The organism is Caulobacter sp. CCH9-E1, from assembly GCF_001556515.1.
Taxonomy (GTDB): Bacteria; Pseudomonadota; Alphaproteobacteria; order Caulobacterales; family Caulobacteraceae; genus Caulobacter.
This window is the reverse complement of record NZ_LSJA01000075.1, coordinates 1-19,896: the sequence shown is the minus strand read 5'-3', so window position 1 is coordinate 19,896 and position 19,896 is coordinate 1. Positions and strand designations below refer to the sequence as shown.

Genomic DNA, 19,896 nt, shown 5'->3' with positions numbered 1-19,896 from the left:
GATGATCGACACCCAACCCTTGCTCTTCGACCTTCCTCTCGCGCCCAAGACGCCCTTGCCGGAAGGCTTTCGCTATAAGGCCGAGCTGATTGACGCGGCCGAGGAACGCGAGCTCGTCGCTAGCTTCCAGGACCTGCCGTTCAAGGCCTATGAGCATCTGGGCTATTTCGGAAATCGCCGCATCGCCGGCTTTGGCTGGCGGCAGGACGAGAGCGGCCGGATGGTGGAAACCGGCGAGCCCATCCCCGACCTGCTCCTGCCGTTGCTGGACAAGGTGGCGGCCTTCACGGGCCTAGCGCGCGACAGCTTCCGCCATGCCCTGGTCACCGAGTATTCGCCGGGCGCGGGGATCGGCTGGCATCGCGACCGGCCGCCGGCCGTGGCGATCGCGGGGGTTTCACTCTTGTCGCCCTGTCATTTCCGCCTGAGGCGCAAGGCCGGCGACCGCTGGGATCGCGCGTCGATCATCGCCTCGCCACGCTCGGCCTATCTGATGGCCGGTCCGGCGCGTAGCGACTGGCAGCACAGCATCCCCGCGCTCGAGGCCCTGCGCTATTCGGTGACGTTTCGGACCGTGCGGCGCTAGACGCGCCAGCTGACGAGGAACGTCTCGATCAAGGCCTTGGCCAGGTCTTCGAAGCGCGCGGCGGCCGCGACTGGAACGCGTGCGGTCAAGCCGCCCGGGAACTTAGCCAGCGCGCCGCCGGTCAGAGCGATTATCAGTTCAAGCTGGGGGCGCGCGTCGCGAACCTCCCCATCCGGACCAATACCCGAGACCTTGGCTTCGGCGGGAATGGCGAACTCGTAGGTGACGACTTTGCTGGCGGCTGCGGCATGGGCCAGGAAGCGCTCGCGGCGCTCGGCGACGCCCTCCAGATCGAGGATCTCCGCGCTCGTTTCGACCGTCAGGTCCTCGGCGAACGGCAGGAGCGCGGCCTTCGCCGTGGATCGCGTGTGCATGCCCCAGATATGGGAACGCCCCGTGAATTTTCGAGAGGTTGGCCGGCCCGCGGGCGCTAGAGGGCGAACACGACGGACCGGCTTTCCCGCCCGCCAAACTCAAGCGGCGGACGGTATTCTAGCGCCAGACGGGCCGGCCAAGTTTCACACCGGCCAATGCGGCAGAATCCTTTCGCCATGCGAAGCGTTGTCTTGGCGCCAGGAGATTTCCCATGCCCGACACCCAGACCTATCGCGTCCATGCGCGCGGCGAAGACGCCAGCCACGGGCACGCGGTCGACGCCGTCAGCTTCGAGGACGCGGCGGTGGCCTTTGTCGAGCTCTGGCATCCGCCAGTCGACGCCGACAACGAGGTCTCTCTGATCGTGCGGGAGACCGAGAGCGGCGTGGAGCACTGCTTCCGGATCGATCTGGACAGCGGCGAGGCCGCGCCCTGCCAGTAGAGGCCGGCCAGAACGAATCACCGCCAGCCCCGTTGAGTCGAGTCTTCACGGACCGGCGATCCTGCCGGCCCTCACGGAAACAGGACCATGGCCGGCTATCGCCCTACTTGGCAGGGACACCTTCGCCTCTCGCTCGTCACCTGTCCGGTGGCGCTCTACACCGCGACCAACTCCGGCGGCGAGGTCCATTTCAACCTGATCAATCCGGAGACCAACAACCGGATCAAGATGGTCACCACCGACCCCGACACCGGGCCGATCGAGCGCGCTAAACTGGTGAAGGGCTACGAGTTCGAGAAGGGCCAGTACGTGCTGCTGACCAATGATGAGATCGCCTCGGTCAAACTGGAGAGCACCAAGACCATCGACATCGAGCGGTTCGTGCCCGAGGCCGACATCGATCGCATCTACTGGGACAATCCCTATTACCTCGCGCCCGACGGCAAGCTGGCCCAGGAAGCCTTCAGCGTCATCCGCGAGGCCATGGCGCGCTCAGGCCAGATCGCCTTGGGCCGGGTGGTCATGTCGACCCGCGAGCGCTTGCTAGCCCTGGAGCCGCGCGGCAAGGGCATCCTGGCCTATACCCTGCGCACCGATGCGGAGGTCCGGGCCGAGGATGAAATTTTCGGGGCAATCAGCGACAAGGCGCCGGACGCGGCGATGATCTCAATCGCCGAAAAGATCATCCAGCAGCAGGAAGGCCCGTTCGACCCCAGTCAGTTTACCGATCGCTACGAGGAGGCGCTCAAGGCGCTGATCGCCGACAAGCGCAAGGGCCACAAGGTGGCCAAGGTCGCCGAGCCGGACGACACCAATGTCGTGGACCTGATGGCGGCGCTGCGGGCCAGCCTTGGCGGCGCGCCCGGCGCCAAGGCCAAGCCGCCCAAGGCGGCGGCCAAGGCCAGCGGTCGATCGAAGGCGACGACGGCGCCGGCGCCCGCCAAGGCGCCGGCCCGCCGCAAGGCTGGCTAGGCCTTCTGGCGATCGCCCTTGTCGCCCTGGCCGCGTCCCGCGTCATGGCTGGAGTGGCGGCGCTGGTCGGCGGCCGACGATTTGCCGACATCGACCACCTCGGAGAAGTGGCCCTTGTCGTCGCGACGCACATAGCGCTTGTCACCGGGCGTGGGCTCGATCAGTTCACGTTTGGACATGGCGGTAAGTCTCCCTTTCGAAAGACGAATCCGCAGGCCAGCCAAACTGTTCCGCACCTAGCCTTTGGAACGACGTCCCGGCGGTGACGGTTGTCCTGGCGTGCGCATCGCCACCTTGAACATCAACAACGTCCTCAGCCGGTTCGACCCGCTGATCGAATGGCTGGACGACGCCCAGCCCGACGTCGTCTGTCTCCAGGAGCTCAAGGCCGAACAGGGCCGGTTTCCAGCCGAGGCCATTGAGCAGATGGGCTACGGCGCGGTCTGGAAGGGCCAGCGCACCTGGAACGGCGTGGCGATCCTGGCGCGCGGGATGACCCCGGTCCTGACGCGCACCGCCCTGCCCGGCGATCCTGATCCATCCCAGAGCCGCTACATCGAGGCGGCGGTAGAAGGCGTGCTGATCGGCTGCCTCTACCTGCCGAACGGCAATCCGGTTCCCGGCCCTAAATTCGATTACAAACTCGCCTGGTTCGAGGCCCTGCTATCCCACGCCCAAAGCCTTCTGAACTCCGGGGCGCCGGTGGTGCTGGCCGGCGACTACAACGTCGTGCCGACCGAAGCTGACATCTATCCCAATCACTCCTATGGCGGCGACGCCCTGCTCCGTCCCGAGAGCCGCGCTGCCTTCCAGCGCCTGCTCGATCAGGGCTGGACCGACGCCCTGCGCGCCGTGCATCCGAACGCCGCGCCCTGGACCTACTGGTCCTATCTGCGGGAGCGCTGGCCCAAGGACAAAGGCCTGCGCATCGACCATCTGCTTCTGTCGCCCGATCTCGCCGACGAACTCGAAGACGCCGGTGTCGATCGATGGGTGCGCGGGCTCGACGGCGCGAGCGACCACGCGCCCGCCTGGATCGAGCTCCTCCGATGAAGCCCCCCGCGCCCATTACGCCGGATGGCCGCTACATCGTCGTGCGCGGGCGGCTCTGGCGACGAAGCAATCCACACCTCTCGGCCGAGCACCGCCAGACCTTGGTGAACGCGCTGATGAATGCGCGTCGCGCGGTCAGGGCGGCGCTGGCGGCCGAGGACCCAGATCAATTGGCCAAGGCTCGCGCTCAAGTCGACGCCGCCAAGGTCGGGCTGGGCGAGCGCGGCCCGGTGTGGTGGAACGATGGAGCGCCAGACCTCAACCGGCACATGGCCAAGAATACCGTCTATGCCGATTGGTGGGCGGGCCTCAACGCGAGCTAGCGCCGCCATGAGCGGCGCCGTACCATGGCCTCATGCCCGCTCGCTCCCGACCAACCGCCCGCCTGCTGACCCCCGCCGGCTGGGCCGGCCTTGCCGCCTTGGTCCTGCTGGCGGCGGGCTTGGTCTTCGCCCTCGTCCAGGTTCTGCCGCGCACCTAGCGCGTCCAGAAAACATGCACTTGGTCGGCGGCGGTCTCGACCGTGAACAACTCGCCGTTTAGCCGCGCGTCGCGCGCCATGGCCTCATAGTCGATGTAGAGCCGCAGGGTCTCCGGAATGGCCGTGGTCTCCTCGGTCATCTCTTGAAAGCAATCGGCCAGACTGGCGAAGACCCCGTGATACTGGTCGTCGAGCGCTGCGGCGGCCGCATCGAGATCGCCTCCGACCTCGGCCAGCACCAGGGCGCCGAGCGTACCCCGCGCGCGCAGGAAGGCGGCGATTTCGACGACCCTGGCGATGTTGGCATATTCGGCGATCTCTACGCCGCCGAAGCCCTCATAGTCATGGATCGCAAACTCCTCGGCCATCGGCTCGGGCGAGGCCGCCAGCATCGCCCGGATCGCCACCCACACCGCTTCGATGTCGTCCTCGACATCGATCCAGGCGCCGTGCAATCGGCCGCCATTGTAGGCGGCCAGGCACGCGACATAGATACGGGGCTCAAGATCATCAGCGGCTTTTCCCATGATCCTCATCCTTCAAGGCAGGGGTTCGACATCGAACCCTTGCCCGTCGGCGAGACCGGGGGTGCAAGCGGAGGGACGGCTTCGCGGGGACCCGGCTGCAGGACGGCCATAGGCCGGCCGAAGCTGGGCGGAAGCCGATCCGAAGCGCGCCGGGGGCGGAGCCCCAAGCTAAAATAGTGGAGCGCCCGATCTGCGGCGCATGAGCCGTTGGCCCAGCAGGACTAGAACTGTGTTAGATTTGAATCACGGATCGAGGCTGTCTCGATCGCGCCTGCGCCAGAGGCGCTTCCAGCGTCGCCGTAGCCACATCGCCACCGCTCTGAAGGCCCGACCGAGTTTGTCGCCCGTCAGGCGTAGCGAGATGGCGAGCCGATGGCTCCAGGGCACGATCCCTAGAGAGGAAAGCGCAAGGTCCATCAGATCACGCGTCGCGGATATGACCTCCCCCATCGGGCCAAGATAGACATCTGGCCCAGCGTCGTAGTCCCAAGCACGTCGCGCGGTAAGAAGGCGCTCGTAGCGATCACGAAAGTGCGCTGGCAGGATCAGGTAGTTGGCCTTGAAGGCCTCATCCGCCTTTACGACCTGCACCCAGTATCGATCGTGATCGGTTTTGAGCGCATCGCTGGCATAGTAGCCGTGCACGTCCTCGTCGAACCCATCGTAGATACGTTCCGCTAGGGGTTTTGCGGCCCTAAGCGCTCCGATGATTTCGCTGCAGGCCTCCTGCCGACGCTCCCAGACTTTTTCATGCCGGTGGCGGTCGCGGGCGAACAGGCCGTTGACGATAGTGACAAGCAACGTGCCCGTCACGCCAATCAAGGCTCCGATCAGCGCGGCAGCCGCAGCCGTGAGCCGAGTATCGAAGAGAATCGAGGAAAGCACAGCCGGTTTCGCCTATATCTGCGATGACAGTCCAGGTTCAAAATTTGCCACTATTCTACTTGCCACAATAGGCGGCCGCGCTAGCCCATCAATGAGCCCTCGATGAGCGAAGTGACCTTGTCCGCCACACTGAAGGCCAACAGCTTCCTGGCGACCGTCACCGTCTCTAACGGTGTCGCGCTCAGCTCCGCTGAGACCTTCCCGACGATCCGGGAGGCTATCACCGCGCCCCTCCCTGAAGCTCCTGCAGATACCAGAGCGGATCGAGTCGCTGGGGGCCGACGAACACTAGTCCGTCACCGCAAAGGGCGAACACCATGACCCAGCGTATCGATCTCTTTGCGCCATGCGTGCCGCCCACAAAGCTGCACCCCAATTTCGCGGCATTGCTGAGGTCGGACCATCACGCCTTGGTGCGCGAGATGATCAGCGACGCCTTCGCGCGGATGGGCGACCCGAACGGGCACTTTGTCTCGCAATTTCAGGGCTATGGCTTCCATGCCCGCCTATTCGAGATTGCGTGCTTTCTTTATCTGGAAGCGGCCGGCCTAGCGCCAAGCCGACCGTTTGACGCTCCAGACTTCATGGCTTCCAAGGCAGGTCTGGAGATCGCCGTGGAAGCGATGACCGCCAATCCCACTGACGGGAACGAAGCCGACATCAGCATCTTGCGCATGGAGGACGGATCTCCCGCAGATATGCAGGAGCGCAGCAGCGTCCTCTTCCCGCGCCGAATGCGCGCGGCCCTGATCAAAAAGGCGAGACACGGCTATGACGCCCTGACGCATATGGCGGGAAAACCGCTTGTGCTGATGACTCAGCCGGCTTTCGAGGCAGGGTCCAGCCTCTACGTGGCGGACGCGCTCGTCCCAATGCTATTTGGCGACACGAAAGGGTCTGCGGGTTTCTTCGCCCGCCCAGACGCTGCCGCGATCAGTGCGATCGCCTATTGCAATGGCTTTGCGGTATCCAAGTTCTGGCGACTGTCTTCGGCGTCGCTGTTTGGAACAGCGATCTTTGCGAAGCGCTTGGGCACGTGCCTCCTGCCCGAGGAAGGCGATCACCCGCAGCCGAGGGAATACGAGTTCGACGTGAGCGATCCCGGCGCGCCGGAGGAAACCTGGTGGCAGGGCGTCACCCTGTTTTTGAATCCGAATGCGACTGTACCGCTGCCTGCGGATTTCCTGCCCGCGACATGTGTCATCGCCCGCGAAGACGGCGTGCTGACGATGGAGATCGATGGGTTCCATCCGATGACGTCCCTCATGCGCGCCGTTGTGCCTGGCCAGAAGGACGCCGGAGAGAATGGTCGCAATAGCCCGCCAGATACCGCTGCCCCCGCGCGCCCTTAAGCTTGATCCCTCGTTTGTCTAGGCTGGCGACATGACCTCGGATTCGCCCGCTACCCACAAACGCACCTCGCCCTGTCCGTGGAGAGATCGACTCCTGCATTGGAAGGATCGCACGACTTGGCATCCGACGCTGACGCAGTGGCTCCAGCCGCACTTTGTCGACGGCGGCTATGCAACTTTGTCGGCCCTCCCAGAACAGGATCTTTGCTGGGACGATACCGATTGGTTGGACGAGATCCTCGCGCCCTATCTCAAAGAGGATCTTGAGGTAGTGCTCGACCAGCTGAGCACCGTGATCAACCGAGCAGTGCTTCGCGCCTTCCACGGCTGCCGCGTCGCTGACGCCGGGGTATTTCATCGCGAGGGAATCCGCTTGAACGACCCCGCCGTGCTCGAAGACGAGGCCCGCCGCATCGTCGCCGAGACAGCGGAGCTCGCCTGGATGCAGAAGTCGCTGGAGAGCCGCCTTGCGGCCTTCGATGCCCGAGAGCGCGATACCGACCAACTCTTCCTCTGCGCCGACGACCAAGTGCAACTCGACCACATCGGCCACTACATGCTGTACGGCAGCGAGTGGATGACGTGTGCGCTTGGTCCTTCCGCCTTCGACACACTCCGAAGACGCGGCATTCCGACCATGATCGAGGTCGATCTGCCGGTCTCTTGGATATCGCCTGGCCTGAGGGACGAACTGGCCGAAAAGCTGCTTCAGGAGTGGGTTCGTGTTGTGGTCAACGCGCCAACCTTCATTCCGAAGATCGACTTCGGCATCGACCTGCGTGTACCCGTGCCGGCCGAGATGATCGTCGCTCACTACCACCCGGCCATCTTGAAGGATCCCTACAACGGCAACGCGCCGTGTCGCACCGAAGTTCGGACTTGCCCCAGCTGCGCCTAGACGCCGATGGCTACCGAAGTCGCAAGATCGACCGGCGCGCCGGTCGATCTTGCGAGGGTTCTTTAGGCGAGCATGGCGTTGAGGCGCGCGTAGGCGGGCGCATCGGTCGGCGAACCACGACGCTTGTGCTCGGCCCTGACAGCTTCCTCTGGCCTATCGACGCCTTCGTTGAAGTACTGCAGAACCGCATCGGCCAGGATGGGCAAGCCGCGCACACCGTGATCCTCCAGGAAGGCCTCTGAGAGCGACCTTGCACCTCGGTGGAGCCAGTTGGGCTCACCGGACAAATCGAAGAAGTAGGTCTGCCCTTTGCGCGGACCGATCCATAGCCACGGCCCCAGACGCTCGACCCTATCGCCACCCACGCGCCAGAGTGGATAATAGTCACGGCTGAACAGAACCTTGGAGCCGTCTTCTAGCGTCCAGTAACCGTAGGGCCGCCAATAGCGCGATGGGATGAAGTCGGCGGGCCGAACCTTGGGGCGAACGACCTCGAAGGTTGCGCAGGTGAGGATACTGTCCTCGAGCAGCACCTTGGCGCCACGTTCACCGTGGCTCAGGACGTAGCCGTATTCCCGAGGCCGCCCCGACGCTTTGATGCGAACGAGGTCACCTCGCCCCCTGGGCTTGGCCGCCAGCAAAGGGCCGCGCCGCCAAGCCGAAAGCCGCAGCATCATGTGATCTTCACGTGACCAGTTTCGGTCGCCAGTGAGCCGCGCCGCAGATAGCGCGTATTGCGCGTCACTATCGGGAATATCGAGGTAGCTGGCGAGAGCGCCGATCTGGTGATCTGCGCGCGCAAGGAACTCGGGATCGGATAGATCCTGGTCCAAGATGCTCGGCGATCGATCCGGTGGACTCTGCTCGAACGCGAACCAGTCTTGGTAGCCGAGGGCCCTGGCCAGGCCCTCCTGCACGGCAGACAGCTTGACGTCCGGAAGCGCCTTGGCAATGCGCTGCGCAGCCTTCTTCGCACGCTCGCGATTCTGGAAAACGAATGTCATGACAAACCCAATCTCGGTGCTGTTTCATGACGCGTCCACTACGCCCGCCAGCACCTCAGAAAGGGTGAGAGGGTCATTCTAGTCGTCGGCCCCTGCCCGGAAGGCTTCGCCACTGTGGACGGCATGGCGGGGTACGCCATGCCTTATCCTTAACAGCAAACGACGCCGAAGGCCACCCTTGCCTCGCACTAGCGCCGACGTCGCGGCCTTAGGGTCGGCCCGACGACGATCTGCAGAATGGAAGTCCTCGTTAGTCCTCCCGAGGCTTGCGTCCCCTCACAAACGCCCGGTCGCTGGCCATGAACTGATCCAGCATCGGCACGACCAGCCGCACGGGCTCAGCGACCTTGCCGCCGGTCTGGGTGGCGTGCGCCTGAGCGTAAGCCACCAGGTTGCGATAGGTCGCCGGCGGCACATCTAGGGTCATCTTGACCGGTGCCTCGTCCTCAAGGGGGCGCAACTTCAGCTTGCTCATCGGCCTGCTCCCGAGCTGTAAGGCTCCAGCACGAGATCCCTGGTCAGCAGGACGCGCAGAGGCGCACCGGGCCGGATGGTCAGGGTGGGTGCGCGATCGAGACTGCGACCAACAACCTGGCGGCCAACGTCGGTTACCGCATCCGCGCTTCCTCTTCGGACAGCACGGGCAAGGTCGGACTCGTCGCTGGACGATCCGCTTTCAGCGCCGATCGCCAGCAAGGTGCTCAAAGCCGCCGCCGCCAGGATCCGCCCGCCGTGGCGATCGACGCCGTCTTGAAGGCCGGCCATGCCTTGCGCATCGGCGGCCGGGAGCTTGTCCAGCACGATCGAGCGTCCCGACGGCAGGATCAGGCGCGTCCAGCCCACCCGCAGGCGGCTCTGTCCTGCCTTGACCTCGGCCTCGTACTCGCCGACCAGACGCGCGCCCGCCGGGATCAGCAGATAGCCGCCGCCGAGGCTGTCATAGACATCCTGGGTGACCTGCGCGATCGCGGCGCCAGGCGCGTCGGATCGAAGCCCGGTGACCAAGGCCGCGGGGATCACCGCGCCAGCCTGCAGCACATAGGCAGAGGCCGGAGCCTGAAGACGTTCGGGACTGGTCGTGCGCGGATCCTGGGGCGGCTGGGCCGTCCCATCGGACGACGCTGTCGCCTGGCCGGGTCCCCGCTCGGCGCGCTCGCTTACGAAGAGCGCGCTCTGACCTGCCGCACGGCGGACCGCCGCCCTGGCCTCCCGCTCTGGATCAACTGGCGGCGGGGTAGCGGGCGGCACTGACGAGGCCGAGACGACCGAGCTTTGCCCTGCCCCCTCCACGGTTCCGGCGCGCTGGGCCGCTAGGATCGGACGGCCGAGGTCTCCCGGCAGTGGCGGTCCCAAGGCCGGGACCCCGGCGGGACCGATATAGCCCTTGGGCAAGGCGGTTACCCGCTCCGAAGGCGTTGCGATCGCCGGTGTATCGGCCGCAGGCGGCGCTGCGCGCCGATGTTGGAGCATCGACCAGCTCACCGCGCCGAACAGGCCAATCGAAACGATCGCGGTGGTGATGATCAGGGCCCGGCGTGAGATGCGGGCCACCGGGACGGGCGTTGCGCGCAGGCGGAGGGTCTTGGCGATGGCCTCTTCGGCCTCGGAGCGCTCGTTGCTCATCGCAAGCCCTCCGTCGCACCAGCCTGCCGAACGATGCGCACGCGAAGGGCTTGTCGTTTGATCCCGAGCCTCAACTCCACGCGGTCGAACAGTCGATCCAGGACGATGCGCCGCCCCTCGATGCGATAGTTGACCAGTTCGCTGGTCTTGCCGTCGCCGCCGACCCGATAGAGCGGCGGCAGGTCGTCCAGCGCGACGCCGGGCCCGAACTCGACATAGGCGCGCTGGCCATCGTCGAAGACCGCGATAGGCCGCCAGACCGGGTGATCGCCCTCGATGCGGTAGCTCCGGTTCACGCGCGAGAGGTCGAGCGCCGGCCGCGCGGGCGGCGCCGCGATCAAGACCGGCTCCGCCGCCGGATAGCGCCACGAGACCTCGGCCTGCCACGTCCGTGCAGAGCCGCGAAGCTCCAGATGGTAGGTGCGTCGGTCGGTGTTGATCAGCAGGTTGGTGGCCAGGCCCGTCGCGGTCGGCTTGATCAGCACATGGACACGACGCTCAGACCCGACCCCGCTGGTCGTGTCGCCGATCACCCAGCGCGCGGTGTCGCCCGCCGCGATCGCATTCGATCCGACCAAGGCCTCGCCCGGTTCCAGGACGATGTCGGTGATGCGGCCTGGCGTGGCGATCACCGGATAGACGAGGCCTTCCCGCCAGGCGAACCGGGTCATGCCCGCCGGCGCGGCCAGGCGCGCGTCGCTCTCGACGGGCTCGGCCCACGCGGGGGAAGACAGGAGAACGCAGGCCCAGCCCGCGATTGGCGCCAGGCGGGTCATGCCCCGAACTCCTTGGACCAGGACAGGGCAGTGACGAAGACGCCCAGCGGATTGGCGCGAAGGCCTTCGGCGGTGCGCGGCGGCTTGATGGTGATGGTCAGGATCGCGGTCCAACGGTCGGTGGCGACCAGTTGGCCGTCGGCGAAGCGCTGCTCGGTCCAGGCCAGGCGAAAACTGTCAGGCGAGGCGCGAACCACGCTGGTCACGGTGACCGTCGTCTGCGTCTTGCCAACCTGGCTGAACGGGTCTGCGCGCCGCGCGTGATCGGAGAGCGCCGCGGCCCCTTCGGTCGACGTGAAGTCGTAGGCGCGAAGCCAAGCCTGGCGCATCAGGACCGGATCGGTCGAGACGGTGCGCACGTCGGTGACGAAGCGCGCCAAGGTCCAGGCGATCATCGCATCGGTCGGACGCGCGCCCTGCACGGCGGGCGCGACGACGCGCGGCTCGCCCAGCTTGTCGATCTGGACGACCCAGGGCGTGACGCCGCCCCGAAGCGACAGCGTGACAAGGCCAGCCGACAAGCCGCCGCTCAGCGCCAGCAACCCGAGCGCCATCAGGCGCCAGTTGAACGCCTGGACACGGGCCGCGCCGAGCCGTTGATCCCACGCCTGGCCGGCGCGCTGATAGGCCGTCTCCGGCGTCGGTGTCGCGCCATAGCGGGCCGGTCCCTTGAGGGGGCTCATGTTCTATCCTCCGAAAGGCTGGGCGCCGCGCCGGCGCTGTGGTCGTCGCCGCTGCCGGCGGCGTGGACGGCCATGGCCGCGCCATGGGTCATGGTCTGGCGATGCTCGAGATCCCGAGCCCAGGCGGGTTGCTCGGAGCCGTCGTCGGGTTGGCCGGGCGAACTCGGCGGGGCTTGGCGCGCGCCGCCGCCCTGGCCGCCAGAGCCACCGCCAGCACTGCCGCCATTGGGGCCGCCGGTGGGCGATGACGAGGCGGCGTCCGTTGAGGCAGCGCCTGCGCCGCCGCCCCCAGGCGGTGAATTGGGAGACCCGCCCCCCGAGGGCGCGGAGCCGGTCGGGGGCGGTCGCCCGCCGCTCGCGGCTGCCGCCGCCGCGCCGGCTCCAGAGCTTGCGACACCGCTGGCGGCCATCTGGGCGGCGGCCGCGCCGGCCATGGCCATGCCGCCAACGACTAGGCCGGTTCCGACAGCCGCGCCGGCGCCAAGTTGCGGCGCGCCCGACACCAGGCCCGAGGCGACGCCCGGTCCGAAGATCGACAGGCCCAGCAGGGTCAAGGCCGCCAGGGCCATGGCCAGGACCTCTTCCAGGGTCGGCTGGCCGCCGGCGGCGTTCGTGAACTCCGAAAAGAGCGAGGAGCCGATGCCGACGACGATGGCCAGCACCATGACCTTGACGCCGCTGGCGATGACGTTGCCGAGCACCTTTTCGGCGAGGAAGGCGGTGCGTCCGAAGAGGCCGAAGGGAACGAGAACGAAGCCGGCCAGGGTGACGAGCTTGAACTCGATCAGCACCACGAAGATCTGCACGGCGATGATGAAGAAGGCGACGATCACGAAGAGCGCCACCAGAAGCAGGACGACGATCTGGACGATGTTTTCGAAGAAGCCCGGAAAGCCGCCCAGCTCGGCGGCCGCCTCCAGGAGCGGCTTGCAGGACGAGACGCCCAGCGCCGCTAGCCGCCCTGGCCGTAGGAAGTCTTCGGCCGAAATCCCGGCGCCAGAGGCTTTCAGGCCAAGGCCCGAGAAGCTCTTGAGCACCACCAGGGAGAGGGTCTGGAAGTTGCCGATCAAGAAGGCGAAGAACCCGACATAGAGGGTCTTCTTGATCAGTCGGGCCAGCACGTCCTCGTTCGAGGCCCAGGCCCAGAACAGCGCCGCCAAGGTGACGTCGATGGCCACCAGGGTGGTCGACAGAAACGCGACCTCGCCGCCCAGCAGCCCAAAGCCAGAGTCGAGGTAGCGGTTGAAGGTGTCGAAGAAGCGATCGATGACGCCGACGTCGCTCATGACGCGGCCCCGCCGAAGGAGCGCTTGCGGGCCAAGGCCCACGCGGCCGCGCAGGCCGCGTCTTGACCGCCCGCCTCGCCGAGCCGCCGGCATCGCGCCAGCTCCGGGTCACGTGGCGACACGCTCGCTTGCGTGATCGATGAAGGCTGGGACGCCCCGCCCGCCAAGACAGCGGCGCCCAGTAGGATGATGAGTGCTGTCCCCCAAACGAGGGCTTTGGTCACGGCGTGCCTGCGCTCCCCATGAACTTGGAGAAGCGGGCCTTGGCGTCGGCCCGGGCGGCGGCACGATCGGCGGCTTCAAGGGCCTGGGCTCGTCCTTGGGCGGCGCTGAGCGCGATCAGGTCCGTCAGTTGCTGGGCTTGCAGCGCCAGGAGCTGATTTCCGGCCTGGGCTGCCTGCAGCCCACCGACCGCGCCCTGGCTCTGGCCCACCAGCGCCGCCAGCTGGTCGCGGCTGGCCCCGATCCCTCCGACCACGCCCGCCTGGACCTTCAGGGCGTCCTGGAACCCGGCGACCGCCGCGCCCCAGCGAGCATCGGCGCGCTGCGTCAGGGCCGCATCCGTCGCCGACAGGTCGACCGCGCCATACTGCGTGCGGAAGGCCTCTCGGATCTGGGCGACGTCGTAGGCCAGGCCCTGGGCCTCAGCTAAAAGACCACGGGTGCGGTCGACCTGAGCCTGCAGCGCCGCCAGGGACGAGTACGGCAGGCTGGCCAGGCTCTTGGCTTGCCCGATCAGCATCTGCGCCTCGTTCTGCAGCGAGCTGATCTGGTTGTTGATGGTCTGCAGAGCGCGGGCGGCCTGCAGAACGTTCTGGGCGTAGTTCGTCGGGTCGAAGACCGTGAACTGGGCCCAGGCCATGGAAGGGACGGCCGGTGTGGCGGCGAGCAGGCTCGCGACCACGACGCCCGTCAGGCGGCGACGCGTGACGTTCATGACGATGTCTCCGGAGAGGCGGACGCCGGGGCGGACGACCCGCCCGGCAGGAGGGTGGCGGCCCAGGACAGGCGCTTGGCGCGCAGCCAAGCGGCGGCGAAGCCGCGCTTGCCGTGGCTCTTGAGCGTCTTTCCGATCGCGGCTTGGTCGGCCTTCGACGAGGCCGCGCAGAACGCCAGGGCCACGGGGCCAAGGCCCAGATCGAACAGGCGGTCGCCGACCCGCGATTGCAGGTAGTAGTCGCGGGCCGGCGTGGCGCGGGCCAGGATCTCGATCTGCCGCGCGTTGAGCCCAAAGCGCGCATAGGCCGCGGCCCCTTGCGGCTCCAGGGCGCGTGGATTGGGCAGGAAGATCCGGGTCGGGCAGCTTTCGATGATCGCCGCGGCGATGGCGCTGGCGGTTACGTCGGCCAGCGACTGGGTGGCGAACACGACCGACGCGTTCTTCTTGCGCAGGGTCTTGAGCCATTCGCGCAGCTGGGCGCCGAACGCGGGGTCATCGAGCGCCAGCCAGCCCTCGTCGATCAGGATCAACGTCGGCCGACCATCGAGGCGACGCCCGATGCGATGGAAGAGATAGGCCAGCACCGCCGGGGCTGCGGCGATGCGCGCGAGGCCCTCGGTCTCGAAGACCTGGACATCGCCCTCCCCCAACCGCTCTCCCGCCCCGTCCAGAAGCCGGCCATGGGGACCGCCCAGAATGAACGGCGCCAGGGCCGCCTTCAGCGGCGGACTGGCCAGTAGCGCAACCAGGCCCGTCAGGGTGCGCTCAGGGACCGGCGCTCCGGCCAAACTTCCCAGCGCCGCCCAGAGGTGCTCGCGGACGGCCGGGGTGATGATCACGCCCTCGCGGGCCAGGATCGCCGCCAACCACTCGGCGGCCCACGCACGCTCCTCGGGCTGATCGATCATCGCCAGCGGCTGCAGGGTCGGCGTCTTGCCGCCCTCGCCCGACAGATCATGGAAGTCCCCGCCCATGCCCAGCACGGCAGCGCGACTGGACGCGCCGAAATCGAAGGCGAAGACCTGGGCGCCGGGATAGCGGCGGAACGACAGAGCCAGCATCGCCAGGAGGACGCTCTTGCCAGCGCCCGTGGGCCCCACCACCAGGGTGTGACCCACATCGTCGACATGCAGACTGAGCCGGAATGGCGTCGAGCCCGCCGTGCGGGCGATCAGCAGCGGCGGTCCGTCGAGGTGGCGGTTGCGGTCCGGTCCGGCCCAGACCGCCGACAGCGGGGCCAGGTGGGCCAGGTTCAGCGTCGAAAGGGGCGGCTGACGCACATTGGCGTAGACATGACCGGGTAGTGTGCCGAGCCAGGCTTCGACAGCGTTGACGCTCTCGCGGATAACCGTGAGCTCTCGGCCCTGGACGACCTTCTCGACGAGGGCGAGCTTGGCGTCGGCGCGAGCGGGGTCCTCATCCCACACCACGATGCTGGCGGTGACATAGGCGTAGCCGACAGCGTCGCCGCCGAGATCTTGAAGCGCGAGGTCAGCTTCGCTGGCCTTGTTGGCCGCATCATTGTCGACGAGCGCCGACGGCTCCTGGGTCAGCGCCTCGCGCAGGAGGACTAGGACCGACTTGCGCTTGGCGAACCACTGCCGGCGGATCTTGGTCAGCAGGCCTGTAGCGGCGGTCTTGTCCAGGCATAGCGCCCGCGTCGACCAGCGATAGGCGAAGGCCAGCCGGTTGAGGTCGTCGAGAAGACCTGGCGTGGTGGCGGGCGGAAACCCGACAACGGTCAGGACCCGCAGGTGCGCCGCGCCCAGGCGCGGCTCGAGACCGCCGGCCAGGCCTTGCGTGGCCAGAAGGGTATCCAGGTAGATCGGCGTGTCGGGGACGGCCACGCGCTGACGCATCGTGGAGACCGCGCCGTGCAGGACGCTCAGCGTCGCGGCGTCGTCCAGCCAGGCCAGGCTGGGCATCAGGCCGTCGAGCAGCGCCAGGAAGCGGTCGGTGCGGTCGACGAACGCGGCCAGCTCGGCGCGCCAGTCGATGTCGGCGCTGTTGCGGCCCTCGACGAAGAGCCTTTCAATCCGGCCGCGCTGCTCGGCCGGCGGCAGATAACTGAGGGTCAGGAAATAGCGGCTCTCGAAGTGGTCGCCGCTCTCCAGGAAATCGGCCCGCCGCTCCTCTTCGACCAAGGCCGAGACCGGATCGGGGAAGGCGCTTGTCGGATAGGCCGCCGACGGATCACGCCGCGCTTCGACGAAAATCGCCCAGCCCGACCCCAGCCGCCGCAGCGCGCCGTTGAGCCTCGCGGCGACGGCGGCGACCTCCGCGTCCGTCGAGCTATCGAGGTCAGGTCCCCGAAACTCGGCAGTGCGTTGGAAACCGCCATCCTTGTTGAGCACCACGCCGGGCGCGACCAGGGCCACCCACGGCAGGTAGTCGGCCAAAAGCGCCGGCCGCTGGCGGTATTCGCGAAGGTCGAGCACGCTCAGACCTCCAGATGCGAAGGCAGGCGCACGTGGCGGCGGCCGACATCGAAGATCTGGGGGTCGTGGCGCGCGGCCCAGACGGCCAGCCCATGGCCGACCATCCAAACCAGCAGCCCCACGATCCACAGGCGCAGGCCAAGGCCCAGGGCCGCGGCCAGGGTGCCGTTGACCAGGGCGATCGCGCGCGGGGCGCCGGCCAGGAGCATCGGTTCGGTCAGGGCCCGATGGACGGGGGCTGCGAAGCCCAGGGCGCGATCGCCGGCCATCAGACCAGCGCCCCGCCGCCGAACGAGAAGAACGACAGGAAGAAGGAGCTGGCGGCGAAGGCGATCGAGAGACCGAAGACGATCTGGATCAGCTTGCGCGAGCCGCCCGAGGTCTCGCCGAACGCCAGGGTCAGGCCCGTGACGATGATGATGATGACAGCGATGATCTTGGCGACCGGCCCTTCGACCGACTCCAGGATCTGCTGCAGCGGCTCTTCCCAGGGCATGCCCGAGCCGGCCGCTTGGGCCTGGGCGCTGAGCAGGGTCAGACCGCCGGCCTGGCCCGCGATGAGCCAGGGCTTGAGCTTGGGAAGCCGGTCACGAAAGCGACGCGCGCGGGTCAGCAGGCCGGGCGCATAGGCGCGCGGCAGGGCAAGGCTCGTGGACACGAGACCATCTCCTTCAACAATGTCGGGGTTTGGGGGCTTAGGGTCTCAGACGGGGCTGAGCTGGTAGGCGCCGTCGGGCGCCTGGCCCTCCAGGCGGACAAGGTCGATCAAGCGTCGCTGTCGCCCACGTCCGGCGAGCACGGCGATGACATCGATGGTTTCGGCGATCAGGCCGCGCGGCACGGTGACCACCGCTTCCTGGATCAGTTGCTCCAGCCGCAGCAGCGCGCCCAGAGCCGAGCCGGCGTGAAGGGTTCCCACACCGCCGGGGTGCCCCGTTCCCCAGGCCTTGATCAGATCGAGGGCTTCGGGTCCGCGCACCTCACCGATGATGATGCGATCGGGCCGCAAACGCAGGGACGATCGGACAAGGTCGGTGAGGCTGGCTACGCCCTCGCGGGTGCGCAGGGCCACCTGATTGATGGCCGCGCACTGCAATTCGCGCAGATCCTCAAGCAGGATGACCCGGTCGCCGCCCATGGCGATCTCGGCCAGGAGCGCATTGACCAGCGTGGTCTTGCCGCTCGATGTCGGCCCGGCCACCAGGATGTTGGCCCGGTCTGCGACCGCGGCGGTCAGCACCTGGGCTTCCCGCTCGGTCATGATCTCGCTGCGGACGTAGTCGTCGAGCCGGAAAACCAAGCTGGCGGGTTTGCGAATGGAGAAGGTCGGGGCGGCCGCCAGCGGCGGCATCAAGCCCTCGAAGCGCTCACCCGTGGCGGGGAGCTCGGCCGACAGCCGCGGCTGCTGCGCATGGATCTCGGCGGCCACATGATGAGCGACCAGCCGCAGGATCCGTTCGGCGTCATCGGCCGAAACCGATAGGCCGGCATCGACCAGGCCCGCATCGAACCGGTCGATCCACACACGCCCATCGGGGTTGAGCATGACCTCGGCGACACCGGGGTCTTCGAGCCGCGCCAGGAGCAGCGGTCCGAGCGCGGTGCGCAGCATCTGGCGGCTGCGTTCGCGTCCAACTTGAGTTTCGGAAAGGTCCACGGCTGATCCCCGTTGCTTACGGGGATGAGTAAGAAGACCTGGAATCCGTCGATCTCAACAGCCAAATCGGCGGATCGGACAGTGGCGTACAAAGACAGGGAAACGGCGGCGTTGGTCCAGTCGACCTAGGCCGAGAGCGCTCGCCCAGTAGAAGCCGCCGTCCCTCGCGCTCGCGGCGCGATGCTGCGGTGTGCGAAAGACCAGGCATCCGCCAAAAGGTCGACCGCCACCGCCTCGTCGATCGCCGCCAGCTGCATCAGAACGATCCCGGACTTGCGACGACGGCCTGGCTCGGGCGCCAAGCCAGCACTCAACGACAACGCCCAGACCTGGCGCGACGGAGCCACCTTCACAACAGCCCAGCCCGTCGCCGGCCAGCCCAAGGTCGCGAACGCCTTGCCACCAACGCGAAACTGAACCGCTTCGAGGATCGGCTTGACGTGGACACTCGGACCAAGGCCCACCGCCAGCGCTGAAAATTCGTCAGGGTTCATCGGATCCTCGTCGCGGCGACGATCAAAATCCGAGTCGCCGCCTGGACACAAAGTCGAGCCGTCCAAAGTCAAAGCCGGTCGTGCGCCATCACCAGACATTGGGACAGGTCCAGGAACGCGACATTCCATAGACACCTGAACAGCGCCGCCACCTTACTCCGGCACGCCCGACTAGGTCGCTTCGACATCCACTTTCATGGCGACCGATTTTGACGCAGCCAACTGCAAAGCTCCCTGGGGAGTGCGGGTGCGTCAGAGAGGATAGTGGGCTGTGGGCAGCTTAGAACTACTTGGGGCTTTCGACCTTGCCCCTCTTGAAATGTTCCCCGTGCGTTCCCATCACAGAGATCTCCGTTTGCAGAGGGGCGCGGGGTGAGGCAACTCGAAATCGAAAACCAGCTTCGTGACGTGGTCAGTCGCATCATGCTCCAAGTGGAGCTGGCGACGGCCCAAGGGCGCACAGACATCAATCTGGCTCTAGAAGACGCTTTCATTCCGATCCTGAAATCCGTCTACAACCTGCCGCACCTGGTCAACCTAAACCGCAAGCAGAAGAATTTCCCGGGGATCGACCTGGGTGACGACCATGATCGCGTCGCCTTCCAGCTAACCTCGACCACAACTCTCGAGAAGGTGAAGTTCACCGTCCGTCAGTTCATGGAGCGAGCCTACTACAACACCTTCGACGAATTGTACGTCCTGATGCTGGCCAGGAAGCAGTCCTCTTACAGCCAGGCCTCGGTTAACGAGCTGCTTGGCGACAAGCTCGCGTTCAACTGCAAGAAGCACATTATCGATTTGACCGATCTGCTGGGCGAGGTCTCCGGCCTACGGCTGGCTGCCCAGGAGCGGGTCCTGGCCGAGTTCAAGCATATCCTCGGCGAGGTCGACGCATTCATCAGCTACAGCACCGAGACGGTCGCCGCCCCCATGGCGATCACCTCAAACCTGCAAGCGATCCGCCTGCCCGAAGCTGTCCACGTCGCGGAGCTGGAGATCGACGACAAGGATGTTTTATCGCGTGCCAGGACGGAGCTTAGCTACGGCGGCAAGGCACGTAGCCGCAGGTCGATCGTCAAGATGGCGCTGCTCCTGAACGGCGTGGAGACCGACGCCTGGATTTGCCATGAGAACAAACTGTTTTCCTTCCACGACCTTGAGGCGACTGGGCTGGCCAGCATAGTCCAGGTAGGTACGATCGAGCGGCTGGAGGCCTCAGACCTCGCCGACTCCCTGGAAATCGACAACATCAACATCCTCAAGCAGCTTCTAGCGGCCGAGACCCGCGAGCGGCTTAAGACGCGCCACGTCCGGATGCACCCGAAGGACGGTTTCTTCTTCTTCACGCCGACAGCCGAGGGTCAGCAGGAGTGATCTTCCCCCGAAAAAGTGGACGGGGTTAAGCCGCTCTGCGTTCCATCTCG

The 19,896-nt window shown here is 66.6% G+C and carries 26 protein-coding genes; 9 read left to right on the top strand and 17 right to left on the bottom strand.

The window, feature by feature from the left end; all coding sequences use genetic code 11:
- Position 1: 1 nt before the first annotated feature.
- Positions 2-586 carry an alpha-ketoglutarate-dependent dioxygenase AlkB gene (locus tag AX690_RS04095; RefSeq protein WP_062093626.1) on the top strand — a complete coding sequence of 195 codons (585 nt, stop codon included), beginning with the start codon at positions 2-4 and terminating at the stop codon, positions 584-586.
- On the opposite strand, the gene AX690_RS04090 is transcribed toward AX690_RS04095, so the two are convergent.
- Complete coding sequence (locus tag AX690_RS04090) at positions 583-960, bottom strand: hypothetical protein (protein WP_062093625.1); 378 nt, start codon at positions 958-960, stop codon at positions 583-585. The two genes, AX690_RS04095 and AX690_RS04090, sit on opposite strands and share 4 nt — an antisense overlap.
- Positions 961-1,172: 212 nt before the next feature.
- Here AX690_RS04090 and AX690_RS04085 point away from each other — a divergent pair, with 212 nt between their 5' ends.
- Entirely contained in the window at positions 1,173-1,403 is a 231-nt protein-coding gene (locus AX690_RS04085) for a DUF5961 family protein (protein ID WP_062093624.1), read from the top strand.
- Positions 1,404-1,490: 87 nt separating this feature from the next.
- Positions 1,491-2,375, top strand: a complete 885-nt coding sequence (locus AX690_RS04080) for a Ku protein (protein WP_062093623.1) — start codon at positions 1,491-1,493, stop codon at positions 2,373-2,375.
- Here the strand turns inward: AX690_RS04080 and AX690_RS04075 are convergent.
- On the bottom strand, positions 2,372-2,554 hold the full coding sequence (locus AX690_RS04075) for a hypothetical protein (protein ID WP_062093622.1): 183 nt from the start codon (positions 2,552-2,554) through the stop codon (positions 2,372-2,374). The two genes, AX690_RS04080 and AX690_RS04075, sit on opposite strands and share 4 nt — an antisense overlap.
- 100 nt (positions 2,555-2,654) lie before the next feature.
- Between AX690_RS04075 and AX690_RS04070 the strand changes: the two genes are divergently transcribed.
- From AX690_RS04070 to AX690_RS23915, 3 genes are read left to right on the top strand one after another with little or no spacing between them, the layout of a single operon-like run.
- Complete coding sequence (locus AX690_RS04070) at positions 2,655-3,428, top strand: exodeoxyribonuclease III (protein WP_062093621.1); 774 nt, start codon at positions 2,655-2,657, stop codon at positions 3,426-3,428.
- A complete protein-coding gene (locus AX690_RS04065; protein ID WP_168193664.1) occupies positions 3,425-3,751 on the top strand; it encodes a hypothetical protein in 327 nt (108 codons plus the stop codon). The genes AX690_RS04070 and AX690_RS04065 overlap by 4 nt, the downstream gene beginning before the upstream one ends.
- Positions 3,752-3,783: 32 nt before the next feature.
- On the top strand, positions 3,784-3,909 hold the full coding sequence (locus AX690_RS23915; protein WP_255357051.1) for a hypothetical protein: 126 nt from the start codon (positions 3,784-3,786) through the stop codon (positions 3,907-3,909).
- On the opposite strand, the gene AX690_RS04060 is transcribed toward AX690_RS23915, so the two are convergent.
- Entirely contained in the window at positions 3,906-4,436 is a 531-nt protein-coding gene (locus tag AX690_RS04060) for an antirestriction protein ArdA (RefSeq protein ID WP_062093620.1), read from the bottom strand. The genes AX690_RS23915 and AX690_RS04060 overlap by 4 nt on opposite strands.
- 243 nt (positions 4,437-4,679) lie before the next feature.
- Positions 4,680-5,321 (bottom strand): hypothetical protein, encoded by a 642-nt coding sequence (locus AX690_RS04055; protein WP_062093619.1) that lies wholly within the window; start codon positions 5,319-5,321, stop codon positions 4,680-4,682.
- A gap of 317 nt (positions 5,322-5,638) precedes the next feature.
- On the opposite strand from AX690_RS04055, the gene AX690_RS04050 reads away from it, so the two are divergent.
- Both AX690_RS04050 and AX690_RS04045 read left to right on the top strand, forming a co-directional pair.
- Positions 5,639-6,673, top strand: a complete 1,035-nt coding sequence (locus AX690_RS04050; protein WP_062093618.1) for a hypothetical protein — start codon at positions 5,639-5,641, stop codon at positions 6,671-6,673.
- 31 nt (positions 6,674-6,704) lie between these two features.
- Complete coding sequence (locus AX690_RS04045) at positions 6,705-7,571, top strand: hypothetical protein (protein WP_127846982.1); 867 nt, start codon at positions 6,705-6,707, stop codon at positions 7,569-7,571.
- Positions 7,572-7,633: 62 nt separating this feature from the next.
- Here the strand turns inward: AX690_RS04045 and AX690_RS04040 are convergent, their stop codons facing one another.
- From AX690_RS04040 to AX690_RS03985, 13 genes are all read right to left on the bottom strand, one after another.
- On the bottom strand, positions 7,634-8,575 hold the full coding sequence (locus AX690_RS04040; RefSeq protein WP_062093616.1) for a hypothetical protein: 942 nt from the start codon (positions 8,573-8,575) through the stop codon (positions 7,634-7,636).
- Between the two features lie 250 nt (positions 8,576-8,825).
- Positions 8,826-9,050 carry a DUF2274 domain-containing protein gene (locus AX690_RS04035; RefSeq protein WP_062093615.1) on the bottom strand — a complete coding sequence of 75 codons (225 nt, stop codon included), beginning with the start codon at positions 9,048-9,050 and terminating at the stop codon, positions 8,826-8,828.
- The gene (locus AX690_RS04030) at positions 9,047-10,198 is read right to left on the bottom strand and encodes a TrbI/VirB10 family protein (RefSeq protein ID WP_062093614.1); all 1,152 of its coding nucleotides are present in this window, start codon (positions 10,196-10,198) and stop codon (positions 9,047-9,049) included. The genes AX690_RS04035 and AX690_RS04030 overlap by 4 nt, the downstream gene beginning before the upstream one ends.
- Complete coding sequence (gene trbG / locus AX690_RS04025; protein ID WP_062093613.1) at positions 10,195-10,974, bottom strand: P-type conjugative transfer protein TrbG; 780 nt, start codon at positions 10,972-10,974, stop codon at positions 10,195-10,197. Before trbG ends, AX690_RS04030 begins: the two co-directional genes overlap by 4 nt.
- Positions 10,971-11,657: a conjugal transfer protein TrbF gene (trbF, locus tag AX690_RS04020; protein ID WP_062093612.1), complete on the bottom strand. Its 687-nt coding sequence runs from the start codon at positions 11,655-11,657 to the stop codon at positions 10,971-10,973. The genes trbG and trbF overlap by 4 nt, the downstream gene beginning before the upstream one ends.
- On the bottom strand, positions 11,654-12,943 hold the full coding sequence (trbL, locus tag AX690_RS04015) for a P-type conjugative transfer protein TrbL (protein ID WP_062093611.1): 1,290 nt from the start codon (positions 12,941-12,943) through the stop codon (positions 11,654-11,656). Before trbL ends, trbF begins: the two co-directional genes overlap by 4 nt.
- Positions 12,940-13,167 (bottom strand): putative entry exclusion protein TrbK-alt, encoded by a 228-nt coding sequence (gene trbK-alt, locus AX690_RS22015; protein ID WP_082749312.1) that lies wholly within the window; start codon positions 13,165-13,167, stop codon positions 12,940-12,942. The genes trbL and trbK-alt overlap by 4 nt, the downstream gene beginning before the upstream one ends.
- Positions 13,164-13,880, bottom strand: a complete 717-nt coding sequence (trbJ, locus tag AX690_RS04010) for a P-type conjugative transfer protein TrbJ (protein ID WP_066683924.1) — start codon at positions 13,878-13,880, stop codon at positions 13,164-13,166. The genes trbK-alt and trbJ overlap by 4 nt, the downstream gene beginning before the upstream one ends.
- The gene (gene trbE, locus AX690_RS04005; protein ID WP_062093609.1) at positions 13,877-16,321 is read right to left on the bottom strand and encodes a conjugal transfer protein TrbE; all 2,445 of its coding nucleotides are present in this window, start codon (positions 16,319-16,321) and stop codon (positions 13,877-13,879) included. The genes trbJ and trbE overlap by 4 nt, the downstream gene beginning before the upstream one ends.
- Before the next feature lie 2 nt (positions 16,322-16,323).
- Positions 16,324-16,590, bottom strand: a complete 267-nt coding sequence (locus AX690_RS04000) for a VirB3 family type IV secretion system protein (RefSeq protein ID WP_062093608.1) — start codon at positions 16,588-16,590, stop codon at positions 16,324-16,326.
- On the bottom strand, positions 16,590-16,880 hold the full coding sequence (locus AX690_RS03995) for a TrbC/VirB2 family protein (protein ID WP_062093664.1): 291 nt from the start codon (positions 16,878-16,880) through the stop codon (positions 16,590-16,592). Before AX690_RS03995 ends, AX690_RS04000 begins: the two co-directional genes overlap by 1 nt.
- Before the next feature lie 144 nt (positions 16,881-17,024).
- The gene (gene trbB / locus AX690_RS03990; protein ID WP_062093663.1) at positions 17,025-17,933 is read right to left on the bottom strand and encodes a P-type conjugative transfer ATPase TrbB; all 909 of its coding nucleotides are present in this window, start codon (positions 17,931-17,933) and stop codon (positions 17,025-17,027) included.
- A gap of 170 nt (positions 17,934-18,103) precedes the next feature.
- Complete coding sequence (locus AX690_RS03985; protein ID WP_156449561.1) at positions 18,104-18,571, bottom strand: MmcQ/YjbR family DNA-binding protein; 468 nt, start codon at positions 18,569-18,571, stop codon at positions 18,104-18,106.
- 273 nt (positions 18,572-18,844) lie between these two features.
- On the opposite strand from AX690_RS03985, the gene AX690_RS03980 reads away from it, so the two are divergent.
- Positions 18,845-19,846 carry an SMEK domain-containing protein gene (locus AX690_RS03980; protein WP_156449560.1) on the top strand — a complete coding sequence of 334 codons (1,002 nt, stop codon included), beginning with the start codon at positions 18,845-18,847 and terminating at the stop codon, positions 19,844-19,846.
- Positions 19,847-19,896: the final 50 nt, after the last annotated feature.